This window comes from Halomonas sp. BN3-1 (assembly GCF_003056325.1).
Classification (GTDB): Bacteria; Pseudomonadota; Gammaproteobacteria; order Pseudomonadales; family Halomonadaceae; genus Halomonas; species Halomonas litopenaei.
Genome location: NZ_PYVV01000007.1, coordinates 80167 through 102388, shown reverse-complemented (window position 1 = coordinate 102388; position 22222 = coordinate 80167). Strand labels below are relative to the sequence as shown.

The 22222-nt window shown below is 66.5% G+C and carries 20 protein-coding genes; 8 read left to right on the top strand and 12 right to left on the bottom strand.

Annotation, left to right across the window (positions count from 1 at the left end):
- Nucleotides 1-32: 32 nt before the first annotated feature.
- The 4 genes from C9F12_RS11355 to C9F12_RS11340 all read left to right on the top strand — a co-directional run bounded on the left by C9F12_RS11355 (nucleotide 33) and on the right by C9F12_RS11340 (nucleotide 3544).
- Nucleotides 33-740 carry a 50S ribosomal protein L25/general stress protein Ctc gene (locus tag C9F12_RS11355; protein WP_108448938.1) on the top strand — a complete coding sequence of 236 codons (708 nt, stop codon included), beginning with the start codon at nucleotides 33-35 and terminating at the stop codon, nucleotides 738-740.
- Nucleotides 741-866: 126 nt separating this feature from the next.
- Nucleotides 867-1451, top strand: coding sequence for an aminoacyl-tRNA hydrolase (pth, locus tag C9F12_RS11350; protein ID WP_108132918.1), 585 nt, complete (start codon nucleotides 867-869; stop codon nucleotides 1449-1451).
- A 116-nt stretch (nucleotides 1452-1567) separates the two neighbouring features.
- Entirely contained in the window at nucleotides 1568-2659 is a 1092-nt protein-coding gene (ychF, locus tag C9F12_RS11345; RefSeq protein WP_045995168.1) for a redox-regulated ATPase YchF, read from the top strand.
- Nucleotides 2660-2809: 150 nt separating this feature from the next.
- Nucleotides 2810-3544: a DUF4336 domain-containing protein gene (locus C9F12_RS11340; RefSeq protein WP_205254672.1), complete on the top strand. Its 735-nt coding sequence runs from the start codon at nucleotides 2810-2812 to the stop codon at nucleotides 3542-3544.
- Between the two features lie 70 nt (nucleotides 3545-3614).
- Here C9F12_RS11340 and C9F12_RS11335 read toward each other — a convergent pair whose 3' ends face one another.
- The 3 genes from C9F12_RS11335 to imuA are packed head-to-tail and all read right to left on the bottom strand — an operon-like array spanning nucleotide 3615 to nucleotide 9071.
- A complete protein-coding gene (locus C9F12_RS11335) occupies nucleotides 3615-6857 on the bottom strand; it encodes an error-prone DNA polymerase (RefSeq protein ID WP_108448936.1) in 3243 nt (1080 codons plus the stop codon).
- The gene (locus C9F12_RS11330; protein ID WP_108448935.1) at nucleotides 6841-8271 is read right to left on the bottom strand and encodes a DNA polymerase Y family protein; all 1431 of its coding nucleotides are present in this window, start codon (nucleotides 8269-8271) and stop codon (nucleotides 6841-6843) included. Before C9F12_RS11330 ends, C9F12_RS11335 begins: the two co-directional genes overlap by 17 nt.
- Nucleotides 8268-9071 carry a translesion DNA synthesis-associated protein ImuA gene (imuA, locus tag C9F12_RS11325; protein ID WP_108448934.1) on the bottom strand — a complete coding sequence of 268 codons (804 nt, stop codon included), beginning with the start codon at nucleotides 9069-9071 and terminating at the stop codon, nucleotides 8268-8270. The genes C9F12_RS11330 and imuA overlap by 4 nt, the downstream gene beginning before the upstream one ends.
- Nucleotides 9072-9553: 482 nt before the next feature.
- Between imuA and hypF the strand changes: the two genes are divergently transcribed.
- From hypF to hypE, 4 genes are read left to right on the top strand one after another with little or no spacing between them, the layout of a single operon-like run.
- A complete protein-coding gene (hypF, locus tag C9F12_RS11320) occupies nucleotides 9554-12235 on the top strand; it encodes a carbamoyltransferase HypF (protein WP_108448933.1) in 2682 nt (893 codons plus the stop codon).
- Nucleotides 12195-12485: a HypC/HybG/HupF family hydrogenase formation chaperone gene (locus C9F12_RS11315; RefSeq protein ID WP_108132925.1), complete on the top strand. Its 291-nt coding sequence runs from the start codon at nucleotides 12195-12197 to the stop codon at nucleotides 12483-12485. The genes hypF and C9F12_RS11315 overlap by 41 nt, the downstream gene beginning before the upstream one ends.
- Complete coding sequence (hypD, locus tag C9F12_RS11310) at nucleotides 12482-13633, top strand: hydrogenase formation protein HypD (protein ID WP_108448932.1); 1152 nt, start codon at nucleotides 12482-12484, stop codon at nucleotides 13631-13633. The genes C9F12_RS11315 and hypD overlap by 4 nt, the downstream gene beginning before the upstream one ends.
- Nucleotides 13630-14685: a hydrogenase expression/formation protein HypE gene (gene hypE / locus C9F12_RS11305; protein ID WP_108448931.1), complete on the top strand. Its 1056-nt coding sequence runs from the start codon at nucleotides 13630-13632 to the stop codon at nucleotides 14683-14685. Before hypD ends, hypE begins: the two co-directional genes overlap by 4 nt.
- A gap of 53 nt (nucleotides 14686-14738) precedes the next feature.
- On the opposite strand, the gene C9F12_RS11300 is transcribed toward hypE, so the two are convergent.
- The 9 genes from C9F12_RS11300 to C9F12_RS11255 form a co-directional block, all read right to left on the bottom strand.
- Nucleotides 14739-16295: a sigma-54 dependent transcriptional regulator gene (locus tag C9F12_RS11300; protein ID WP_108448930.1), complete on the bottom strand. Its 1557-nt coding sequence runs from the start codon at nucleotides 16293-16295 to the stop codon at nucleotides 14739-14741.
- An 8-nt stretch (nucleotides 16296-16303) separates the two neighbouring features.
- Nucleotides 16304-17314 carry a hydrogenase nickel incorporation protein HypB gene (gene hypB, locus C9F12_RS11295; RefSeq protein ID WP_108448929.1) on the bottom strand — a complete coding sequence of 337 codons (1011 nt, stop codon included), beginning with the start codon at nucleotides 17312-17314 and terminating at the stop codon, nucleotides 16304-16306.
- Nucleotides 17314-17655: a hydrogenase maturation nickel metallochaperone HypA gene (hypA, locus tag C9F12_RS11290; protein ID WP_108132930.1), complete on the bottom strand. Its 342-nt coding sequence runs from the start codon at nucleotides 17653-17655 to the stop codon at nucleotides 17314-17316. The genes hypB and hypA overlap by 1 nt, the downstream gene beginning before the upstream one ends.
- Nucleotides 17643-18734, bottom strand: coding sequence for an uptake hydrogenase HoxC (locus C9F12_RS11285; RefSeq protein WP_108448928.1), 1092 nt, complete (start codon nucleotides 18732-18734; stop codon nucleotides 17643-17645). Before C9F12_RS11285 ends, hypA begins: the two co-directional genes overlap by 13 nt.
- Nucleotides 18731-19717, bottom strand: coding sequence for a [NiFe]-hydrogenase assembly chaperone HybE (hybE, locus tag C9F12_RS11280; RefSeq protein WP_162816460.1), 987 nt, complete (start codon nucleotides 19715-19717; stop codon nucleotides 18731-18733). The genes C9F12_RS11285 and hybE overlap by 4 nt, the downstream gene beginning before the upstream one ends.
- Complete coding sequence (locus tag C9F12_RS11270) at nucleotides 19714-20556, bottom strand: hydrogenase expression/formation protein (RefSeq protein WP_108448927.1); 843 nt, start codon at nucleotides 20554-20556, stop codon at nucleotides 19714-19716. Before C9F12_RS11270 ends, hybE begins: the two co-directional genes overlap by 4 nt.
- A complete protein-coding gene (locus C9F12_RS11265) occupies nucleotides 20553-20963 on the bottom strand; it encodes a hydrogenase (RefSeq protein WP_045994046.1) in 411 nt (136 codons plus the stop codon). The genes C9F12_RS11270 and C9F12_RS11265 overlap by 4 nt, the downstream gene beginning before the upstream one ends.
- Nucleotides 20964-21045: 82 nt before the next feature.
- Nucleotides 21046-21375 carry a HypC/HybG/HupF family hydrogenase formation chaperone gene (hypC, locus tag C9F12_RS11260; protein ID WP_108448926.1) on the bottom strand — a complete coding sequence of 110 codons (330 nt, stop codon included), beginning with the start codon at nucleotides 21373-21375 and terminating at the stop codon, nucleotides 21046-21048.
- Between the two features lie 7 nt (nucleotides 21376-21382).
- Nucleotides 21383-22129 carry a HyaD/HybD family hydrogenase maturation endopeptidase gene (locus C9F12_RS11255; protein ID WP_108448925.1) on the bottom strand — a complete coding sequence of 249 codons (747 nt, stop codon included), beginning with the start codon at nucleotides 22127-22129 and terminating at the stop codon, nucleotides 21383-21385.
- Between the last annotated feature and the right edge of the window lie 93 nt (nucleotides 22130-22222).

The window sequence follows — 22222 nt, the reverse complement described above, 5'->3', positions numbered from 1 at the left end:
TGGCTTCCTTACTTTAGCCAAGAGGCAATTTCATGTCTGACTACAAACTTACCGCCAATGTTCGTAACGACCTGGGGAAAGGTGCGAGCCGCCGCCTGCGTCGTGCGAACCAGCAAGTCCCCGCCATCATCTACGGTGGTGAAAAGACGCCGCAGCCGATCGCCGTCGACAAGACTGCGTTCTACAAGGCGCTGGAAGACGAAGCCTTCTTCTCTTCCGTCATCAACCTTGAGGTTGACGGCAAGTCCCAGCAGGTCGTGGTGCGTGACCTTCAGCGCCACCCGTACAAGCCGCTGGTGACCCACGCCGACTTCCTGCGCGTCGATGCGACTCACGAGATCACCATGCGCGTTCCGCTGCACGTGGTCGGTCAGGACGAGTCCAAGGCCATCAAGGAGCAGGACGGTGAACTGCACCAGCTGGCCAACGAAGTCGAGATCAGCTGCCTGCCGAAGGACCTGCCCGACTACCTCGAGGTCAACATCGCTGACCTCGAGATCGGCAGCACCCTGCACCTGTCCGACCTCAAGGTTCCGGCTGGCGTGACCATCGTCGAGCTGAGCCACGGTGAAGAGCACGACCAGGCCATCGTCAACGTGACCAAGGCCAAGGTCATGCAGACCGAGGAAGAAATCGCCGAGGAAGAAGCCGCCGCCGCCGAGGCCAGCGAAGAAGCTGCCGAGGAAGCGAAGGACGACGCCAAGGACGAAGGCGAAGCCGAAGAAGGCGACAAGGAGTAATCCTTTTCTGCCGGATTCAGGGGCCACTGCGGTGGCCCTTTTCGTTTCCGAGGGCTTTGCCCATGGCCTCGTCGCCAAGGCCCTGAGCAAAGCGCTTGCCCCGCACCGCTGACCGGAGAGACCACCATGACAAGGATCAAGGCGCTGATCGGCCTTGCCAACCCTGGCACCCAGTACGAGGCGACGCGTCACAACGCCGGCGCCTGGCTGGTGGAGGAAGTCGCGCGTCAGTCCAGCGCCGAGCTGCGCCCGGAGAAGAAGTTTCTCGGCCTCTACGCCAAGGCCTTTGTCGAAGGCAGCGACCTGCACCTGCTGGTGCCGACCACCTACATGAACCGCTCCGGTGCCTCGGTGGCGGCGCTGGCCAACTTCTTCAAGCTGGCCCCCGACGAGATGCTCATCGCCCACGACGAGCTCGACCTGCCCCCCGGCAGCGCGCGCTACAAGCAGGGCGGCGGCCACGGCGGCCACAATGGCCTGCGCGACATCATCAGCGCCCTGGGCAACGACAAGTCCTTCCATCGTGCGCGCATCGGCATCGGTCATCCCGGCAGCGCCAAGCTGGTCACCAACTACGTGCTGGGCCGTCCCGGCAAGACCGAGCGCGAGGCCATCGACGGCGCCCTGATCGAGTGCCTGGCGACATTGCCCCAGGCGCTATCCGGCGACTGGGCCAAGGCCATGAACCGCCTGCACAGCCACTCTGCCTGACCCGGCAGGCGCCAACAGGGGCAGCAGGTGGTTGCACCGCCCGGGCTGTCCCCGCCTGGCCCGACGTCATACACTGTGCGCCGACTTCTTTCACTTCACGCCTTCAGGAACCACCCATGGGATTCAACTGCGGCATCGTTGGTCTGCCCAACGTCGGCAAGTCCACCCTCTTCAACGCCCTGACCAAGTCCGGCATCGATGCAGAGAACTTCCCGTTCTGCACCATCGAGCCCAATGTCGGCATCGTCCCCATGCCGGACCCGCGCCTCGACAAGCTCGCCGAGATCGTCAAGCCGGAGAAGGTGGTGCCCACCACCATGGAATTCGTCGATATCGCCGGCCTGGTCGCCGGCGCCTCCAAGGGTGAAGGTCTCGGCAACCAGTTCCTCGCCAATATCCGCGAGACCCAGGCCATCGCCCACGTGGTGCGCTGCTTCGACAACGACAACGTCATCCACGTGGCCAACCAGGTCGACCCGGCGGCGGATATCGAGACCATCAACCTGGAGTTGGCCCTGGCCGACCTCGACACCGTGGAGAAGGCCATCCAGCGCCTGGTTCGCGTGGTCAAGGGCGGCGACAAGGACGCCATTGCCACCAAGGCGGTGCTCGACAAGATCCAGCCGCACCTGGCCGAAGGCCAGCCGCTGCGCAGCTTCGATCTGAGCGATGACGAGAAGAAGCAGATCAAGAGCTTCGGCTTTTTGACCCTGAAGCCGACCATGTACATCGCCAACGTCAACGAGGACGGCTTCGACAACAACCCCTACCTCGACGTGGTCAAGGGCATCGCCGAGGCCGAGGGCGCCGTGGTGGTTCCCGTGTGCAACCAGCTGGAAGCCGAGATCGCCGAACTCGATGACGAGGAACGCGAGATGTTCCTGGCCGAGATGGGCATGGAAGAGCCCGGTCTCGACCGGGTGATCCGCGCCGGCTACGCCCTGCTGGGTCTGCAGACCTACTTCACCGCAGGGGTCAAGGAAGTGCGTGCCTGGACCGTCAAGGTCGGCGCCACCGCCCCGGAAGGCGCCGGTGTCATCCACACCGACTTCCAGAAGGGCTTCATCCGCGCCGAAGTGGTGGCCTATGACGACTTCGTCAGCCTGAACGGCGAGCAGGGCGCCAAGGACGCCGGCAAGTGGCGCCTGGAAGGCAAGGACTACGTGCTCAAGGACGGCGACGTGGTGCACTTCCGCTTCAACGTCTGAGGCTCACCGCAGCGTCCGACGTAACATCACGTTTCCTGTGTCAACACCGAGGCATGCCTCGGTGTTGTCGTTTACATGCCAGTCACATGCAGCAACTCTATCGCAAAGAGGTTATATTCGAGAGATGTCATCAAGCGCAGGAACAAGAGCGTGACACTCTCGAATGATTCTCCACCGCTCAAGGCAACGGCGCCTGAGCTATGGATAGCGGATGGGCCCGTCATCAGAGGCAAGCTGCTGCCCTATCCGACACGCATGGTGGTGGTACGCCTGAGCGGCGACCGGCTGTGGGTGCACAGCCCCGTCCCACTGACCGAGCCACTGCGTGACGCCCTCGACGAGCTGGGCCAGGTACACTTCCTGATCGCTCCCAACCATTGTCACCACCTGTTCATGCGCGAATGGCAGATGGCCTACCCGATGGCTCGCAGTTTCGGCACCCGGGAAGTCATCGCCAAGCGCGGCGACCTGGTGTTCGAAAGCACCCTGGATGGCACTCCCAACCGCTTCTGGGGTGACGATATCGACCAGTGCCTGTTCACCGGCTCATCGCGCATGCAGGAAGCGGTGTTCCTGCACCGTTCCAGCCGCAGCCTGATCGTGGCCGATCTGATCGGCAATCTACCCCCTGCTTCCCTGACGCCCTTGCAGCGTCGACTGGCCAGGCTCTCGGGCATCCTGGCGCCGGATGGCAGGATGCCGCTGGAGTGGCGACTGAGCTTCCTCGGCCGACGCTACCTGGCGAGCGAGCATCTACGCACCCTGCTCTCCTGGCGGCCCGCTCGAATCATCATGGCCCACGGCGAGATCATTGAGGATGACGTGGAAGGCTTTCTCAAGCGCTCCTTTCGCTGGTTGACAGCAAGCGCGCCGAGTTTGCCGTGAACACGCCCTAGTCGACGACTGCTTATTCTGGCCGAACAAGGTGGACGAGCGGAGAGACGACGACAGCGTGCTAGCGGAAATCCCGCGAGGGCACGCCGAGTTCGGCCCACAAGCCGCTCAAGTCCTCGAGCCGTCCGGCGATCACATGGATCACGCTGCCCTCGCGCTCCAGATGGCCGGTGACCTTCAACAGCCGGGCGTTCAACAGCGCCTGGCGCTGGGCCTTGGCGGTGTCCTTCCACACCACCACGTTGACGTTGCCGGTCTCGTCTTCCAGGGTCACGAAGGTGACCCCGGAGGCGGTGCCCGGCCGCTGGCGGGTGGTCACCAGCCCCGCTACCTGGACCAGATGGCCGTGGTCCAGCTCGGCAAGCTCAGTGGCCTTGAGGCAACGCGCCAGTCCTTGCCGCGCCATCGAGGTCTGCTCGCGCAGCAACGCCATGGGATGGCGGGCAAGGCTCAGCCCCAGATGGCGAAAGTCCTCCTCGAGGTCGGCCTGCTCGCTGGGGGGCGCCAGCTCTGGGGTGGTGTCGTCGAGGATATCGGTCTCGCCCAGCGCCAGCGCCGGATCCGGCGCCAGCAGATTCCAGCGTGCCTGGTAGCGATGGCCGCCGAGGCTCGACAGCGCCCCGGCCGCCGCCAGCGCTTCCCACTCGCGGGCCGACATCGGCGCGCGACGCCTGGCCTCGGCGACGCTGGCATAGCCGTTGGCCGGACGCCTCGCCAGCAGGCAGTCGATGGCACCACGCCCCAGCCCCTTGACCAGGCGAAAGCCCAGTCGCAGGGCACCATCTGGCTCCAGGGTGGCGTCCCAGTGGCTGGCATTGATATCCACCGGACGCACCTCGACACCGTGACGGCGGGCATCCTGCACCAGTTGTGACGGGCTATAGAAGCCCATCGGCTGGCTATTGAGCAGGCCACAGCAGTAGGCCGCGGGGTGGTGGCACTTGAGCCAGGCCGAGACGTACACCAGGTGGGCGAAGCTGGCCGCGTGGGACTCGGGGAAGCCGTACTGGCCAAAGCCCTCGATCTGGCGACAGATGGCGTTGGCAAACTCGTCGCTGTAGCCCCTGGCACGCAGCCCGGCGGTCAGCCGCTGCTGGTGCTCGGCGATGGTGCCGGCCCGTCGCCAGGCCGCCATGGCCCGCCGCAACTGGTCGGCCTCGCCACCGGAATAGCCCGCCGCCACCATGGCCAGCTTGATCACCTGCTCCTGGAAGATCGGCACCCCCAGGGTCCGCTCGAGCACGCCCCTGACCTCGTCGCTGGGATAGCTGACCTCCTCGATGCCGTCGCGACGCCGCAGGTAGGGATGCACCATGTCGCCCTGGATCGGCCCGGGACGAACGATGGCGATCTCGATCACCAGGTCGTAGTAGTTGCGGGGCTTCAAGCGCGGCAGCATGTTCATCTGGGCACGGCTCTCCACCTGGAAGACGCCGACGCTGTCCCCGCGACTGAGCATGGCGTACACCTCAGGATCATCCCGGGGCACCCGGGACATGGCCATGGCCTGATGCTCGCCATCGCCCTCGCCATCGTCGTCGCCCTCGCCCGTGCTCTCGAAGCAGCGCCTGTCGTCGTCCCGGTGTTCGCCTCCGTCTGACAGCAGCGCCAGGGTCTTGCGAATGGCGGTCAGCATACCCAGCGCCAGCACGTCGACCTTGAGCAGCCCCAGACTCTCCAGGTCGTCCTTGTTCCACTGGATCAGGGTGCGCCCTTCCATCGCGGCGTTCTCCACCGGCACCAGCTCGTGCAGCGGCCCGCGCGAGATCACGAAGCCCCCCACGTGCTGTGACAGGTGTCGCGGAAAGCCCAATAGCTGCTCCACCAGTTCGACCAGATGACGCAGCAGTTCCGGGACGGCGGTGGAGGCGGCCTCTTCACCTCCCGCGCCTACCGTCTCCCCCACCGTCTGCTTGAGCGCCTCGAGCCAGGCGCCCTCGCCCTCGCGGCGATCCAGCCGACTGGCGAGCCAGGCCAGATAGCCCGGTTGCAGCCCCAGCGCCCGCCCCACGTCCTTGAGTACACTTCTGGGGCGGTAGCTGATCACGGTGGCGGCAAGCCCGGCCCGCTCGCGGCCGTAGCGCCGATAGATGTACTGGATCACCTCCTCGCGGCGCTCGTGCTCGAAGTCCACGTCGATATCCGGCGGCTCGTCGCGCTCCTCGGAAATAAAGCGTTCGAACAGCAGCTGCACCTGACGCGGGTCCACCTCGGTGATAAACAGGCAGTAACAGACCACCGAATTGGCCGCCGAGCCCCGCCCCTGACACAGGATGCCCTGGCGGCGGGCGAAGGCGACGATGTCCTCGATGGTCAGAAAGAACGGCTCGTAGGCCATCCTGGCGATCAGCTCAAGCTCGCGGGCGATCTGCTCGGCGATATCCGAAGGCGTACCCTCCGGGAAGCGTAGCCGCTCGCCCTGGCGCACCTTGTGCGCCAGCCAGGACGACGGCGTATGGCCGTCGGGGACCAGTTCCTCGGGGTACTCGTAGCGCAGCTCGCCGGGGTCGAAGCGACAACGCTCGGCGATACGCAGGCTTTGTTCGAGCAGCGCAGGCGCAAAACACTGCGCCAGCCGTGACAGGGGGCGCAGGCAGCGCTCGGCGTTGGGCTCGAGCAGAAAACCGGCGCGTTGCACGCTGGTGCGATGCCGAAGGGCGGTCAGTACATCCTGCAATCGCTTGCGGCTCGGCTGGTGCATCAGGACGCCACCGCTGGCGACCAGCGGCAGGCCGGCGGCACTCGCCAGCCTCATCCGCCTCGCCAATCGGTCCTCCTCGCTTGCCTGGAAGTGGCGCTGGACCATCACCCAGCAGCGCCCGTCGAAGTGTTGCTTCAACCCGTCCATTCTCTCCCGAGTCCGGGCGTCGTCGTTGCCCGGCAGGTACAGCAGCAGACAGTCCTCGAGCGCCTCCAGATCCTCCCAGTCGAGACGATAGCTGCCCTTGGGCGCACGGCGACGGCCCAGGGTGATCAGCCGGCACAGGCTGGCGTAGCCGCTGCGGTTCTCGGCCAGCACGACCACGACCTCGTCGGCCAGGCGAAACTCGGCACCGATGATCAGCGCGATCCGGTGGTCTCGGGCAGCCTCCCAGGCGCGCACGATGCCGGCCACCGAGCACTCATCGGTGATCGCCAGGGCGTGATAGCCAAGCTCGGCGGCGCGGGCGACCAGCTCATGGGGGTGAGACGCGCCCTTGAGAAAGGTGAAGTTGGACAGGCAATGTAGCTCAGCGTAGCCAGGGCCCGGGGCGACTTCTGCAGCGTCAGGTGGCTCGCCGACACGCTCAACCGAACCAGCCATGCAACCACCATTGCGACTCGGCGTCGCGAAAGACCCAGCCATGGCGACCGTCCGGCCAGCAGGCCACGTGATAGTCACGCCGCGCCGGGGCCTGGTCCCACCAGCCGCTGGCCAGGCGCTCGGGCCCGGCGACCCAGACCAGACGCTCGAGGGTCGCCGGCGTCAGCGGCTCGGGGTGTTCCAGCAGCCAGGCCGGATGGTTGGCAGTCTGGATTTCAGCCGGGGGCCTGCGAGCGGTCCCCGGCTGCGCTACCAAGCGGGAGGCCCGTTCGGGGCGATGATCCTCCAGCGCCATGGGCTGCAACACGGCGCCATCACCGAGACGAGAACGCAACCGGCTGAACAGTGCCTCGGGGGTGTCTCTGGGCGGCGCCGCCTGAAACAGGTCCGTTGCCACCTCTTGCAGGCTAGCAACCTCGCTGACCTCCAGGCGCAGGCGCAACACCGGTGCTTCGAGTACCACTGATTCCAGGCGCAACCGGCACAGCTCGAGCCAGGCCTCCGCCGCCTGCTCGCCCCCGGCGTGCCCCACGCTCAGGTGCTGAGCCCCTTCCCGGTGATACAGGGTCAAGGTCAGCGACAATGCCTTGACGCAACGCACCTTGAGAAAGCCCTCGAGCTCCGCCAGCAGGCGCCGCAGGGGAAACACGATGCCGGCGGCCAGCTCGATCTCATGGACCAGCTCCCGCTCACGATCGAAGCGCGGTGGTGGCGCGAATACCGGCGGGGGATCGGCGACCTCGCCGGTCAAGCGCTGAAGGTAGCGCCGCAGGTCTGTCCCCAGGCGCGAGGCCAGCGAGGCCGGCGGCAGCACAAGCAGGTCATTGAGGTGCGTAAACCCAAGCCCCTTGAGGCGCGACTGCTGGCGTGCGGACAGCCCCAGCCGGTCGAGGCGAAGCCTGCCGAGCCTGGCCATATGCTCAGCCTCGCCCTGGCCACAATAGCCCCCCGTCCGGGCCAGCAGGCAGGCGGCCAGCGGGGTGTGCCCGGTGGCGCTGGACACCTCAAGCTCCAGGGTCGCCAATTCTTCGTGCAGGCGTCGCCACAGTCCCTCGAGTCCGCCGAAGTAGTCGAGCATCGAGACGATCTCCATCACCACGCCCCAGGACGCGGCGTTCTCCGCCGTCGGCTCGAGACTGACCCGGGCGCTGAAGCGGGCACACCATAGCGCCAGCCCTTCGAGACGACGTCGGCTCACCTCAGGATTCGGCGTCAATAGCCGGAGTCCTGGCTCCAGACACAGTGCCGCATTGATCGTCATGCCCGGCCGCACACCGGCCTGCCAGGCCCTGGCCGAGACCAGGGCGATACGCTCCCCGTCCTCGCACAGCAACGCGAGGGGTCCGTCATCGCCGGCGCTCAGCACCTCCAGCCCAAGCTGCGGACAGTGAAGGCATAGCCACAGCCCCTTCATGATCGCCCCGCACCCTTGCGCTCGGAGACGAGCAACACGGGGCGGGATCGACGTTCCCCACTGGGTGCGCACGGTAGCGAAGTCGGCCGCGGGCACGGGGGCGACAGCCTAGAGTCGGCCAGGGTGATATCGATGGCCCTGGCTGGCATGGCCCCCTTGCGCTTGAAGGCATGGACCTTGATGCGCCTCGACAAGGGCGCCGTCTCGTCACCGCTGCTCTGGTCAGGAGCCGACAGCCGCAGTCGCCAGGGGGCCACTGACCCTTGCTTGGCGAAGTCGGCCGGTCGAATCAGCGCGCCATGGCCGCCCCCTGACGCCACGGCGAGCTGCAGCCGCCGCAGCCATTGCCCCTGCACAGCGGCGAACCAGCCCAGCACCAGATCGCAGCAGCCGCTCTTCAATGCCTGCTCCATGGCCCACAGCCGCTGCCTGGGATGGCGGGTACGCACGATGACCAGATGCGACAGATCCAGGCCCGCCGCCGCCAGGGCCGCCGCATGAGGCTGCCAGGGTGGGTCGAACCACACCACCCGCTCGCAGCGGTGCATCAGCGGAAGCAATAGACGAATCTCGCCGCAACCCGCTCGATCCAGCAGCAGTTCCAGCAGCTCTCCCCGGGGCCAGCCACCGCCGAGCACCTCGTCCAGGGCCTCCACCCCGGTGGAGATCCCGCGCCTCGTGTCGCCCTGCGGCTGATCACGGTGCCACTGTCGCCGCGCCCGCCAGACGCTGCCTCGCTGCATCAAGCGCGAGAGGTCATCACTTGCGTTGTCACGGGCCTGGTTGTCTGCTGCCTTCATCGCTCCTCTCCCGCTCCTATCCCGCTCCGCTCTTGGCCTGCTCAACTGGCCTGCTCAACCGGCCTGCTCAACTGGCCTGCTCTGATGGCGTTCGCTGCTGGCGTTCTCTGCTGGCGTTCTCTGCCGAGCTGCGCTGCTGGCCCGCTAGATACTCCAGCCCGGCTCAGATTTCTAACCCAGATTTCTGGTCCAGGTTTCAGGTCCATGTTTCTAGACCACGCCCTGGCCTTACCGGGCGGACGCCAACATACCGAATACTGTTATTTTATACAGTACTCGTCCAATGCCAAGTCGGCAATGCAGCGCCAGGCCAATCTGACGATGGGTCAGGAAAGCGGCACATCCGCTCACACCAGCACAGAAGCGCCACGGAGGCTCCCCCGGGGAGGGGTATGGTGGTCGTAGAAGGTTGTCACAGCTCAAGTTTGGCCTGCGTTAGCTGTGAAATAGTCAGGCAGGTCTTTTCTTCACCGCTGGACGTCATGACCATTCACCCCCCCACGACACCGCCATGCACCCCAGAAACCACGGTAGAAATCCGGGTCCGCGGCTGCGTGCAGGGTGTGGGGTTTCGTCCGACGGTATGGCAACTGGCCAACCGGCTAGCGCTGGTCGGTGAGGTGCTCAACGACGGTGAAGGCGTGCTGATCCGGGCAGCCGGCCCCAGTGAACGCCTCGAGAGCCTGATCGAACAACTCAAGCGCGACCCGCCCCCACTGGCACAGATCACCGACATCGAGGTTCGCTCGGGCCTGGCACCGCTGCACCGAGTCGGCTTCACCATCGTCGATAGTCTCGAGGGCGCAACGCGCACCGATATCGCCGTGGACGCCGCCATCTGCGCAGCCTGCACAGAAGAAATACTGAGCCAGCACCAGCGACGCTCCGGTTACGCCCTGACCAACTGCACCCACTGTGGCCCACGCCTGTCGATCATTCGTGACATGCCCTACGACCGGGCGGCCACCACCATGGCTGACTTTGCGCTATGCGAGTGCTGTCGCGCCGAATATCTGGATCCCGGCGACCGTCGCTTCCATGCCGAACCCATCGCCTGTCCGGCCTGCGGGCCCCAGGTGCGTCTGGTGGCGCTGGACGACGGGCCCTGTCTGGCGGGCGAAGACGCCATCGACGCTCACACCACCCCCGCCATTGAGGCTCCCATCGACCAGGCCGCCGCGCTGATCCGCCAGGGCCAGATCCTCGCCATCAAGGGGCTCGGCGGTTACCAGCTTGCCTGCGACGCCACCAGCACCGAGGCCCTCGAGCGCCTGCGACGGCTCAAGCATCGCCCCACACGCCCGCTGGCGTTGATGGCAAAAGACCTGGAGATGGTCAGGCGTTATTGCCGGCTCGATGAGCTCGAACAACAGGCACTCTGCTCAGCCGCCGCACCCATCGTGCTGCTCGAGCGGCGCCGTGACGAGGCCACAGGTCGACCACTCGCCGAGGCCCTGGCCCCGGGACTCGACCGGCTCGGCGTGATGCTGCCATCGACCCCCTTGCACGTGCTGCTGTGCCAGCGGCTGCCCTTTCCCATCGTGATGACCAGCGGCAACGTCTCCGGGGAGCCCCAGCTGATCGACGATGGAGGACTCGGCGACAGCCTGTCGACGATCGCCAGCCACGCCCTCACCCACGACCGCGCCATCGCCCGGCGTATCGACGATAGCCTGGTACAGCTGGCCGCCGGCAAGGTGCGCATGCTGCGTCGTGCCAGGGGCTACGCCCCGGCATCACTGCCGCTGCCGCCTGGCTTCGAGGACATCTCGCCGGGGCTTGCCCTGGGTCCGCAACAGAAGGCCACCTTCTGCCTGGTGGATGGCCAGCGCGCGATCCTGTCCCCGCATCAGGGTGACCTGGACGACGCCGCCACCCTCGACGACTACGAACGCAATCTTGACGACTTCCTGGCGCTTTACGACCACCGCCCCGCCTGGCTGGCCTGCGACACTCACCCGGACTACCGTACCAGCGACATGGCTCGTCACATGGCTCGTCACATGGCTCGGCGAATGGCCGACGACGCCGGCCTGCCACTCGATGCCATTGGCCATCACCACGCCCATATCGCCGCCTGTCTGGCCGACAACGGCTATCCTCGCGACGCCGCTCCGGTACTGGGGATCGCCCTGGACGGCCTGGGCCTTGGCGAGAATGGAGGCCTGTGGGGCGGTGAGTTCCTGCTGGCGGATTATCGCCATTGCCAGCGGTTGGGTTCTCTCAAGTCCGTGGCCATGCCGGGGGCCGGCGCCGCCTCCCGCGAGCCCTGGCGCAACCTCTTGGCGCAGCTCATCGCCGGTCCCGGCCTTGCCGCCCTCAAGCGCCGCCACCCCAACCTTGGCGTACTGAAGCGACTGCGGCAGAAGCCGATCGACACCCTCAGCGGGATGATCGAGGCCAGGATCAACAGCCCCCTCGCCTCCTCCTGCGGGCGCCTGTTCGACGCCGTCGCCGCCGCCCTGGAGCTGTGCTTCGATCACCAGCACCACGAAGGCGAAGCGGCCATGGCACTGGAAGCCCTGGCCGCCCGCGCGCTGACACCGACCCCGCCGCCTACGTCACGCACGTCTTGTGCCATTGCGCCCTATCCCTTCGCCCTTCACAGGGCGCAAGGCGGTCACCGGATCCTCGATCCGGCACCGATGTGGACGGCGCTTTTTGACGACCTGGCCGCCGGCAAGGACGCCACACTGATCGCGGCGCGCTTTCATCTGGGACTGGCCAAGGGGCTTGGCGAGGTCGTTGGCGAGATGCAGGACGACGCACTCGACGAAGTATCTAACGACCATGCCCGGCGCCTCTCTAGCACGCGCAACGTCGAGGCCGTCGCGCTGAGCGGCGGCTGTTTTCACAACCGCACCCTGCTGGAACTGACGCTTAAGTGCCTCGCACCCCTGCCTGTTCGGGTGCTGACCCACCGCCAGGTGCCGGCCAACGACGGCGGCATCGCCCTGGGCCAGGCGCTGATCGCGGCGGCGCGGCGGCATCCGCTGGCCTCCGACCAGGCGTCGGATAGTCCGACCTCAGCAATCTCGACGATCTCGACAACAACAACCGTTCCCTCCATTGCCACTGTCACTACCGCCACCACGGCATCCAATAACACACAGGAGACCGCCCATGTGTCTGGGAATTCCAGGACAGATCATTTCCCTCGATGACGCCGACGCGCGGCTCGCCACGGTGGACGTGAGCGGGGTCCGACGCCAGATCAACATCGCCTGCATCGTCGATGACGACCACCCGCCCGAACACTGCGTGGGCGACTGGGTACTGGTCCATGTGGGCTTCGCCCTGAACCGTATCGACGCCGAGGCTGCGGCGCGCACCCTCGAACTGCTGGACGAACTAGGCGATACCCACGAGTTCGACGCCCTGACCTTGACCGGCGACCAGGAGGTCTCTTCATGAAATTCATCGACGAATTCCGCGATCACGCCCGCGCCCGGCAGATCCTCGAACACATCACCACCCTGGTCGCCCGCCTGGCCGAGCAGCGTGGAGGCCCGGTGCGCATCATGGAGGTCTGTGGCGGCCACACCCACGCGATCTTCCACTATGGGCTGGAGGCCATGCTGCCGCCGGAACTGGAGCTGATTCACGGCCCCGGCTGCCCGGTATGCGTGCTGCCGATGGGTCGCGTCGATGACTGCGTCGCCATCGCCGAGCGTCCCGAGGTGATCCTCGCCACCTTCGGCGACGCCATCCGGGTTCCCGGCTCACGCAAGAGCCTGATGCAGGCCAAGGCCGACGGCGCCGACGTGCGCATCGTCTACTCCCCCACCGACGCCCTGGCACTGGCGCGCAAGCATCCGGATCGGGAAGTGGTGTTCTTTGGCCTGGGCTTCGAGACCACCATTCCCTCCACCGCCCTGACCATCGCCCAGGCCGAGCGCGAAGGGGTCGGCAACTTCTCGGTGTTCTGCAACCACATCACCATCATCCCGACGTTACAGGCGATCCTCGACAATCCTGACCATCGCCTGGATGGCTTCCTCGGGCCGGGACACGTGTCGATGATCATCGGCACCGACCCCTACCGCTTCATCGCCGAGCGTTACGGCTGCCCGGTGGTGGTCTCTGGCTTCGAGCCCCTGGATATCCTGCAGTCGCTGCTGATGGTCGTTCGCCAGCTTCACGATGGCCGCGCCGAGGTCGAGAACCAGTACCAGCGTCTGGTGACCAGCGACGGCAATCTCACCGCGCTGGAGGCCTTCCATCGGGTCTACGAGCCCCGCGAGAGCTGCGAGTGGCGCGGGCTTGGATCGATCGCCGAGTCAGGTGTCCAGATCAAGGACGCCTATGGCGCCTTCGATGCCGAACGCAAGTTCGCCGTGCCCAATCAACAGGTGGCCGACCCGGACAACTGCCGCTGTGGTGACGTGCTCACCGGCAACCTCAAGCCCTGGCAGTGCGAGCTGTTCGGCAAGCGTTGCACACCGGATCAACCCCGGGGCGCGCTGATGGTCTCCAGCGAAGGCGCCTGCGCCGCCTACTATCAATACGGCGGTGGCAACGTCGATAGCCCGAACCACAGCACAAGCCAGGCCGAATCATGAGCGACACGACACAACGACAGCTTCCCACCCTTGCCGCCCGCGCGGTGACCCAGGCCCACGGAGGCGGCGGCAAGGCCATGAAGGACCTGATCGATGACGTCTTCGTCAGGGAATTCACCGCGCTTCCCGAGGTGCTCGAGGACCAGGCGCGGCTGGAACTGGCCGAGCTGGCATGCCTGGGCGACCGACTGGCCATGACCACCGACGGCTTCGTGGTCGACCCGCTGTTCTTTCCCGGTGGTGACATCGGCAAGCTGGCGGTGTGCGGCACCGTCAACGACCTGGCCGTGGGGGGCGCCCATCCGCGCTACCTATCCTGCGCGGTGATCCTGGAAGAAGGCCTGCCGATCGATGACCTGAGGCGCATCGCCCGCTCCATGGCCACAGCCGCCCGCGAGGCCGGCGTCGAGATCGTCACCGGTGACACCAAGGTGGTCGAGCGCGGGGCCTGCGACGGCGTCTTCATCACCACCACCGGCATCGGCGTCATTCCAGCCGAGCGTAAGCTCGGTATCGAGCGCATCCAGGCCGACGACGTGATCATCGTCAACGGCTGGCTCGGCGATCACGGTGCTGCCATCCTGGCGGCCCGTGGCGACCTGTCGCTGGACACAGACCTTGAGAGCGACTGCGCCGCCCTCAATGGCCTGATCGAGGCACTGCTGGCCGCCGCCCCCGAGACCCGCTGCCTGCGTGACGCCACCCGGGGCGGCGTCGCCACGGTGCTCAACGAGATGGCCGAGGCCTCCAGGCTTGCCATCGAACTCGACGACCTGGCTCTGCCGCTGCGCAAGGAGGTCCGGGGGATGTGCGAGATACTGGGGCTGGATCCACTGTACCTGGCCAACGAAGGCAAGCTGGTGGCGGCGGTGCCCGTGGCTCAGGCCGAGGCGGCCCTGGCCGCCCTACGCGGGCATCCGCTGGGAAAGGAAGCCGCGATCATCGGTCAGGCGCTTGACGGCAAGCCGGGACGGGTGACGCTGCGCACCGGCTTTGGCGGCCAGCGCATCGTCGACATGCTGGTGGGAGAGCAGCTACCGCGCATCTGCTGATGCAGTGCTGACACGCTGATGGCGGTCTGCTCCGGGCCGATTCGAATCTCGGCCTATTCGGGGTCTCCGGCCGCCTCGCCGATCCCGTAGCGTTGCAGCTTGGCCCTCAGGCCGATGCGCGATAGCCCCAGTTCACTGGCGGTACGTGACTTGTTGCCGCCATGACGCTCGAGCGCCCGGGCCAGGCAGCTCGCCTCCAGGCGCTCGACCCGTTCGCGCAGGGTGCCGGCGTCCTCGACCGGATCGGCCGTCGTATTCGCCTTCGGCGGCTCAGGCAGGTCCTGGCGCCGCTCGACTGGCGCCTGACGCCATTCATCGGTTCGCAGGTGCGGCGCCAGCAGTTCGACGCCAAGCTTCTCGCCGGTCGCCAGCATCACCATGCGGGTGATCTGGTTTTCCAACTCGCGAACATTGCCGGGCCAGGCGTAGGCGCACAGACACGCCATCGCCGCATCGGTGAAGCCGCCGACCCTGACCCCGTGGCGGGAAGCGATCCGCGCCAGCAGTACCTCGGCAAGGGCCGCGATATCACAGGCGCGCTCGCGCAGCGGTGGCAACTGAACCGGGGCCACCGTCAGGCGATGGTAGAGGTCCTCCCGGAAGCGTCCCGCCGCCACCTCGGCCATCAGATCCCGATTGGTCGCGGCGATGACCCGGACGTCCAGCTGGCGCACCTCGTTGGAACCCACCGGGCGCACCTCTCCCTCTTGCAGAAAGCGCAACAGGCGCAGCTGAAAGGCGCTGGAGGTGTCACCGATCTCGTCCAGCAGCAGGGTGCCCTCGTGGGCCCGCTCCAGCAGTCCGACGCGGCTTGAACTCGCCCCGGTGAAGGCCCCCTTGCAGTGGCCAAACAGCTCGCTCTCCAGCAGTTCATCGGTCACCGCGCCGCAGTCCAGGGCGTAGAAAGGCATCTCCGAGCGCAGGCTGCTGGCGTGGATCGCCCGGGCCATCAACTCCTTGCCGGTGCCGCTCTCTCCTGTCACCAGGACAGGCACGTCGAAGCCGGCGATGCGCGCCGCCATGTCGCACAGCGGCTCCAGCGGCGATCCCGGCGCCCGGATGATCGTCTCGAAGCCCCCCGCCTCGCGCATCCGCCGGCGGTGGGCCGCCAGCCGCGCCTGAACGGTCGGCTGGTACAGGGCACGCTCCACGCGCAGCCGCCGACACTCCCGCTCGAGCTGGTACTGACGCAGGGCGACGCCGATGGTTCGCGCCACCACCTCAACCGGACTACTGCGACAAAGCAGGTGAAACGCCTCGGGCCAGTCACCGACCGACGTGCGCCCATAATCGGCGATCACCAGACACTGCACCTCGGGCCAGCGATGGGCCAGTTCCCTTGCCCAGCCACCGTCAGGGGACAGCCCCCTGCCCCTGGCGGCGTCGCCCTCAGGTGCAAGCTCGACAATCACCAACCCGACCCACTCGGACACCAGCAGCGCCCGAGCCTCTTCCCAGTGCGTCGCCCTCAGGCACTCCAGGCGCCCTTGCGTGACGCCCTCGAGCGAGTCGATTCGCTCGCTGGCGACACCGACCACCAGCACACTGGGCAGCGACTCGGAGGCAACACCGTGTCCATCGAACAGCGGACCCTCGACCAAGGTGGACATGGCGCCCCCTAGCGCTGCTCGAGCATGGCAAGGTGCTGACGCGCCCGGCTCAAGGCGCGCTGCCTGAGCGCCTCACGGCGTGCGTCGATCCAGTCGAGCCAGGCGTCCATGCCCTCGCCGCTGGTGGCCGACAGCCGCAGGATCTCGAGTTCGGGATTGACCCGACGGGCGTAGGCTTCGCAGGCGTCCATGTCGAAGTCGACATGGGGTGCCAGATCGACCTTGCTCAGCAGCATCAGCGAGGCGGCGGCGAACATGTGCGGATACTTGAGCGGCTTGTCCTCGCCTTCGGTCACCGACAGGATCACCACCTTGGCGTCCTCGCCCAGATCGAAGCCCGCCGGACACACCAGGTTGCCCACATTCTCGATAAACAACAGGCCAAGCCCGGGCGGGCTTACCTGAGGCAGCGCCCGTTCCACCATGGAGGCGTCGAGATGGCAGCCCTTGCCGGTATTGACCTGCAGCGCCGGCACCCCTGTCTCGCGAATGCGCCGGGCGTCATTGGCGGTCTGCTGGTCGCCCTCGATCACCGCCACCCCCTCGGCGCCGAGTCGACGGATGGTATCCACCAGCAGCGTGGTCTTGCCGGACCCCGGACTCGACACCAGATTCAGCGCCAGCACACCGTCGGCCTCGAGGCGCCGCCGATTGCCCTCGGCGATGGCGTCATTGCGGGCCAGGATGTTGGTCTCGATCTCTACCAGACGGCGTTGCGACATCCCCGCCACCTCGACCCCGGCAGGCCCTGCGCCACAGTCCAGATGCGGCGAGGCATCCGGCTCGGCAGCGCCAGGGTGGTCGCCGTGGTCATGGGAATGAACATGGGCGTGCACATGCTCATGAGAGTGGGCGTGGTCGTGCTCGTGCGAATGAGGGTGAGCATGGGAGTGAGTGTGGGGGTGAGCATGGGAGTGAGCGTGCTCGTGCCCGTGCTCGTGGGGATGAGCATGCTCGTGCTCGTGATGATGGGCGTGACTCTGGTCACCGCTTTCGGCGCATCCGCAGACGGTACACATCAGACAACCTCCAGTTCCTTGACGCGAAGTTCCTCTCCGCCGGTCACGTGCAGACGGGCGCTGGAACACAGGGGGCAATCGTCGCCACGCTGGGCAATATCCACCGTGCGATTGCAACCGAAACACCAGGCCGTGGCCGGTATGTTGACGATATCCAGCGTCGCCCCTTCGGCGACGGAGCCACGGGTGGACAGATCGAAACCGAACGCCAGGGCCTCGGGCTCGACGCAGGACAAGGCCCCGATCTCGAGACACACCCGGGTCACCTTCTCGAACGCCTGGACGCTGGCCTGCTCCTCGATCAGTTCGACGATGCTCTGACACAGGCTCAATTCGTGCATGATGACCTCCCCCCTGGCGGCCCTGCCTTCCGGCATGGCGCCTGCGAAGGCTCCTGGCACAGCGCTTCACTCGACTCCTGCCACACCACCGGCAGACAGGGATCGGCACAGCTCAGCGCCATCGCCACCCGCTGCCGGGCCCGGTTGTCGCCATCACTGAGGCCATGACTGTAGCCATGGCACTCGCCCTGGCCGTGGGCGGATTCCAGCAGGCGAGAAAGAAAACCCCGTTGCCGCTCGCCATCGGGGCCGACAGCACCGTCGAGCATGGCGTCGGTCGGGGTGATGATGTGGTAGTCGACGACCCGGTCGTCCCGGCACGCCACCCGATGCACCAGGCGTCCCCGGGCGGCCTCGGCCCAGCCACTGCCATCGGCGGCACGCCCGCAGCGTGGCTCGCCGGCATCGCTGCTATCCCCAGCAGTGCAGTTGCCAGCGCCGGCGCGCAGCGCAAGTATCAACTGCGCCACCTCCACCACCCGCGCCAGCATCCGCGCATACAGGCTCCAACCATCCCGCGCGATGACGCCGCCTAGCGACGCATGCCCGCCCACGCGCCCCACGAAGGTAGGATCGTCCGCCACGGCGATTCTCCCGAACTCCCGGGGCCAGTGGGCGACCTGGCGCAGCACCTCGGCGGGCCGACTCGGCGCTCGCTCAAGCCACGCCTCGATATCCTCCAGAGCGCGCTCGGCCGGACCGGCGAACACCCGCGCCTCCAGCATCTCCAGCGTGGACAGCGAAAGCCCCGCCAGCCCCTTCAGGGAGTCGGCGTCCATCGCCATGCCCAGCACCCCCGGCCAGTCCCGCAGCATGACCAGGCCATGCTCGCGCAGGGACTCGAGCTGGATATGACGGTGGCAGTCAGGGGCAAGCGGCAGGTCCATGGCCTTGGCCGCCGCGGCGCTCTGGGCGGCGGCGCACAGGTTGTAGAGACACCCCACCATGGTCATCGCCTCGTGACGATTTCGATCGATCAGCCACTGGGTCGGCATCCGTCCTCGCTGACTCACGCGAAACCCGGGCTCGCCCCCTGGGTTGTGGCCGTGGCCGTGACTGATGATCAGCGTCGGCATCATGACGACTCGTCCTCGTCCCCTGACGCAGAATCCAAGGACGCTCCGCTGCTGGGGGCGGCTGTGGTGCCGGCAGCGGTGCTCGACGTGCGCCCGGTCAGGAAGTCTCGCCGAGACTCGAGCCCGGGTGTCGGGGGAGACCACTGGCTTACGCCAGCTTCGCCATCGCCGCCTAGGGGTTCGGGGTCGGCCGAGGGCGCCGCGGTGCTTTCAGCCTCCGCGTCAGCGTCAGCATCTGCCCCGGCGATACCCTCCTCCCCGGCCACGCTCAGCGCGGCGATATCCGCGTGGCGATCCGTCTCGGCACGGTGGGCCGGATCGAACAGCGCCTCCATGGCGGCGCGCGCCACCTCGGTGGCGTAGGCCTGGCTTGCAAACTCACTCATGTCGGAAAACAGCGAACAGGCCAGGAAGGCACCCACCGGTACCCGGGTATTGAAGATGAATTCGTAGTCGCCGGAGGCAAAGGAGTAGACCCGCTTGTCGCCGGGACGCAGGCGCTGGGCGTCGTCATCGGGCCCTGGGATCACCACCAGATTCATCAGCCAGGGCGCGACCAGGATGCCCAGCAGCCCGCCCTCCCAGGGGATAAACCCCACCGCCTCGACGTGCAGCGACAGATTGTTGAAGGGGGAATCCTTCATGCCGGTGGTCTGGATCTCGCGAAAGGTCTCGACCAGTCGCTTGACGGCGCCCGTATCGGCCGTCGCAGCCCCGGCGGGTGTGGCGAGTGCGGCGGGCGCGGCAGCCACCCCCCCGGCGCCCTGCCGATCATCCAGCACCATAAACTGGTTGCGCTCACCGTCGCACTGGGGGCAGCGCCAATCCTGGGGCAGCGCCGAGAACGGCGTCCCCGGCTCGACCTGACGGACGGCGTCACCGACGGCCGGGTCATAGCAGTACCAGCAGATCTTGCACTCGAGACGGGCGTCGTCGTCCAGACGCGCCAGGTCTCCGAGAAACGAACCTTCGAATCGTGCCGTCACGCCATCGCCTCCACTACCTGCTTGAGTCGAATCACCGAATCGGCGATGTCTTCGGCCGCCGCGCAGGCCACCTCGGGCACATCGGAGACTTCGATGACGTCCAGAATCAGCGAGTCCTGGGAATTGAAGTAGCGCACCCGCCAGACGTGATCGAGGGCGGTGCTGTCGATACGACAGTTGCCGTAGCCCCGCGACAGGATGGTGACCTCGCCCTGGCCCAGCGCCTCGTCCAGATAGGCCAGATCCTCCGGGGTATGGGGCAACAGCGACAGGTTGATGGCATAAGGGTCGCCACCAGGGGCACGCTCCTCGCAGCGCTCGATCAGCTCCGAGACGATAAAGGGTCCGTTGACCACACCCTGGCCGGCCTCCGGCGGGCAGAAGATGCGCTGCTGGCGGCATTGCCCCACCGCCAGGGGCACCACGCCGATCTCGATATGCTCCCGAACACTGCCCGAGGCGTGATCCACATCCCGGGACGTCACCCGCCACAGACCGGCGAAGACCGACTCCTGAATCTCGACGGCATCCTTGCCACCGACCTTGATCGCGACCTCACCCTCGCCGAGTGCATCGGCCAGCGCCTTGCGATTCTCGGCATCGAGCGACGGCAGCTCGACCACCAGATTGCCGCCCTCCGGCGTCCACTGGGCGGCCCTGTCGGCCAGAGCGCTGAGGGCATCCAGCGCGGGCCGGATGCGCTCGGGGTCCTCCACCTCGGGAAAGCTCGGCTGAAAGGTGCTCATTCCCGATGGCATCGGCAGGTAATCGAGCACGGCCTCCTCGGGCTGGCTGCCAGGCCCGATACCCGGCGATGACGGCATGAATCCCTGGGTCATGTTCGAACACTCCCGTCGCGAGCGATGATATTGGCGCTGGCAGACGTCCCTTGCAGAATGGCGTGGATCTCGCCCAGGTAGTCGTCCCAGTCGCGCACCTTCGAGATCACACCGGTCATCCGCCCGTCCTGGAAAAACAGCAGTGAAGGCACCGGCCACACTTGAAAGCGTTCGCGGGTGGCGTCTTCTTCCGCGCGATCCACCACCGCGGGCTTGAAGCGCCCCGGGAAGGCCTTGACCAACTCCGGCAGAATAGCGGCCACATCGTTGGTCTCGAGGTTGGTGGCCGGATCGCCACTGAGAAACAGCACCCGGGCGCCTGGCCCCGTCACGAAGGCCGCCAGTTCCTCCCCGGCGAGGCAGGGATAGTCCAGTTCATTGATCAGCCGGTGCAATGGCCCCGTCATTGGCGTGACTCCCTTGTCGCTCACTTGTCGCTCACTCGCTTGTGTTGTCGATCACCCGCTTATGTTGTCACCCGTGGCGTACTCACCCGGTGGAGGCACCCGCCTTGCGCGCCGCCTCCAGATGCGGCGGCAGGCGGGGTTCACCCTGCTCCAGGTCTGCAAACAGTCCCGCCTCGACCGTCCCTCCCTCGGCCGCCATGGCCATGGCCCTTAACGCATCGCTGATGCGCAGCGCCTCATCGGCCTCCAGCACCCGGCGCGCCGCTCCCAGAAATACCAGCAGCCAATCGCCGGGGCTCACCGCCTCGACCAGGGAAATATCGACCTCTTGTCGATTCTCTGCCCCGTCGCTGACACAGATGGCGAGCGTCCCGCTGACCTCAAGCACCCGCATGGGAATGCCAATGCACATATCGCGGCTACTCCTTTACAGGGCTTTCGGTAACACCATCCCGCTCGCTTCCCGCCTCGCGAGTCTGGTCAACGTGCGGACCGCCAGGATGGCCAAGGTCCCTCGCCAGAAAGCGCGGATCACCCACACGGCAGGCCTCGCGGGGCGAGGGACGCATGTTTTCGTAGTGGTGAAGGGCGAGCGCCGAAGGCGCCAGTTCGGCGATGGGGGCCTGGTGATCGCGGCTGTGTCCGGGCCCGTGTTCGGAGCGAAGTTCGGGCCTGGCGCCCCAGGACGCCAGCTCATCGACCACCAGGCGGATCACCTCATCGATTCGCGCGGCGATCTCCGGTCGCAGCGAGCCGCCATAATCGTCCAGCACCGAGGGCTGAACACCGACCAGCATCACCCGCTGTGGCTGCCAGCCGAGCAGCTGCGCCGCCGCCAGCACCTCCTGAAAGCCGGTCTGGTGCAGCGACATCTTCTTGGCGCCCATGAAGCTCGGCACCGCATCATCGCGCACCACATGCACACTGCCCGGGGCCAGGCCGTAGTCGATGGCATCGATGACCAGCAGGCACTCGCAGGACTGCACGTAGGGCAGCAGGTAGAGTCCCTGGGTGCCGCCGTCCATCACGGTCACCGCCTCGGCAAACGTATAGCGCTGGTGAAGTGCCTCCACCGCGCGGACTCCGAAACCCTCGTCGGCCCACAGCACATTGCCGATACCCAGCACCAGAATCGATGGCGTCGCCTCGTGATCATCCGTCTTCATGCCAGTTCCCTCGCTGCGCCGAATATCTGCCTGCGCTACTTTAGTTGGCTTTATCCTGCGTCTCGTTCTTCGTTCTTTCCTTGTTCTTTCTTC

Excerpts from the sequence above, each read along its gene's own strand:
- C9F12_RS11355 (WP_108448938.1), top strand. The coding sequence starts at position 33 with ATGTCTGACTACAAACTTACCGCCAATGTTCGTAACGACCTGGGGAAA.
- pth (WP_108132918.1), top strand. The coding sequence starts at position 867 with ATGACAAGGATCAAGGCGCTGATCGGCCTTGCCAACCCTGGCACCCAG.
- ychF (WP_045995168.1), top strand. The coding sequence starts at position 1,568 with ATGGGATTCAACTGCGGCATCGTTGGTCTGCCCAACGTCGGCAAGTCC.
- C9F12_RS11335 (WP_108448936.1), bottom strand. The coding sequence starts at position 6,857 with ATGGCTGGTTCGGTTGAGCGTGTCGGCGAGCCACCTGACGCTGCAGAA.
- C9F12_RS11330 (WP_108448935.1), bottom strand. The coding sequence starts at position 8,271 with ATGAAGGGGCTGTGGCTATGCCTTCACTGTCCGCAGCTTGGGCTGGAG.
- imuA (WP_108448934.1), bottom strand. The coding sequence starts at position 9,071 with ATGAAGGCAGCAGACAACCAGGCCCGTGACAACGCAAGTGATGACCTC.
- hypF (WP_108448933.1), top strand. The coding sequence starts at position 9,554 with ATGACCATTCACCCCCCCACGACACCGCCATGCACCCCAGAAACCACG.
- C9F12_RS11315 (WP_108132925.1), top strand. The coding sequence starts at position 12,195 with ATGTGTCTGGGAATTCCAGGACAGATCATTTCCCTCGATGACGCCGAC.
- hypD (WP_108448932.1), top strand. The coding sequence starts at position 12,482 with ATGAAATTCATCGACGAATTCCGCGATCACGCCCGCGCCCGGCAGATC.
- hypE (WP_108448931.1), top strand. The coding sequence starts at position 13,630 with ATGAGCGACACGACACAACGACAGCTTCCCACCCTTGCCGCCCGCGCG.
- C9F12_RS11300 (WP_108448930.1), bottom strand. The coding sequence starts at position 16,295 with ATGTCCACCTTGGTCGAGGGTCCGCTGTTCGATGGACACGGTGTTGCC.
- hypB (WP_108448929.1), bottom strand. The coding sequence starts at position 17,314 with ATGTGTACCGTCTGCGGATGCGCCGAAAGCGGTGACCAGAGTCACGCC.
- hypA (WP_108132930.1), bottom strand. The coding sequence starts at position 17,655 with ATGCACGAATTGAGCCTGTGTCAGAGCATCGTCGAACTGATCGAGGAG.
- C9F12_RS11285 (WP_108448928.1), bottom strand. The coding sequence starts at position 18,734 with ATGATGCCGACGCTGATCATCAGTCACGGCCACGGCCACAACCCAGGG.
- C9F12_RS11270 (WP_108448927.1), bottom strand. The coding sequence starts at position 20,556 with ATGACCCAGGGATTCATGCCGTCATCGCCGGGTATCGGGCCTGGCAGC.
- C9F12_RS11265 (WP_045994046.1), bottom strand. The coding sequence starts at position 20,963 with ATGACGGGGCCATTGCACCGGCTGATCAATGAACTGGACTATCCCTGC.
- hypC (WP_108448926.1), bottom strand. The coding sequence starts at position 21,375 with ATGTGCATTGGCATTCCCATGCGGGTGCTTGAGGTCAGCGGGACGCTC.
- C9F12_RS11255 (WP_108448925.1), bottom strand. The coding sequence starts at position 22,129 with ATGAAGACGGATGATCACGAGGCGACGCCATCGATTCTGGTGCTGGGT.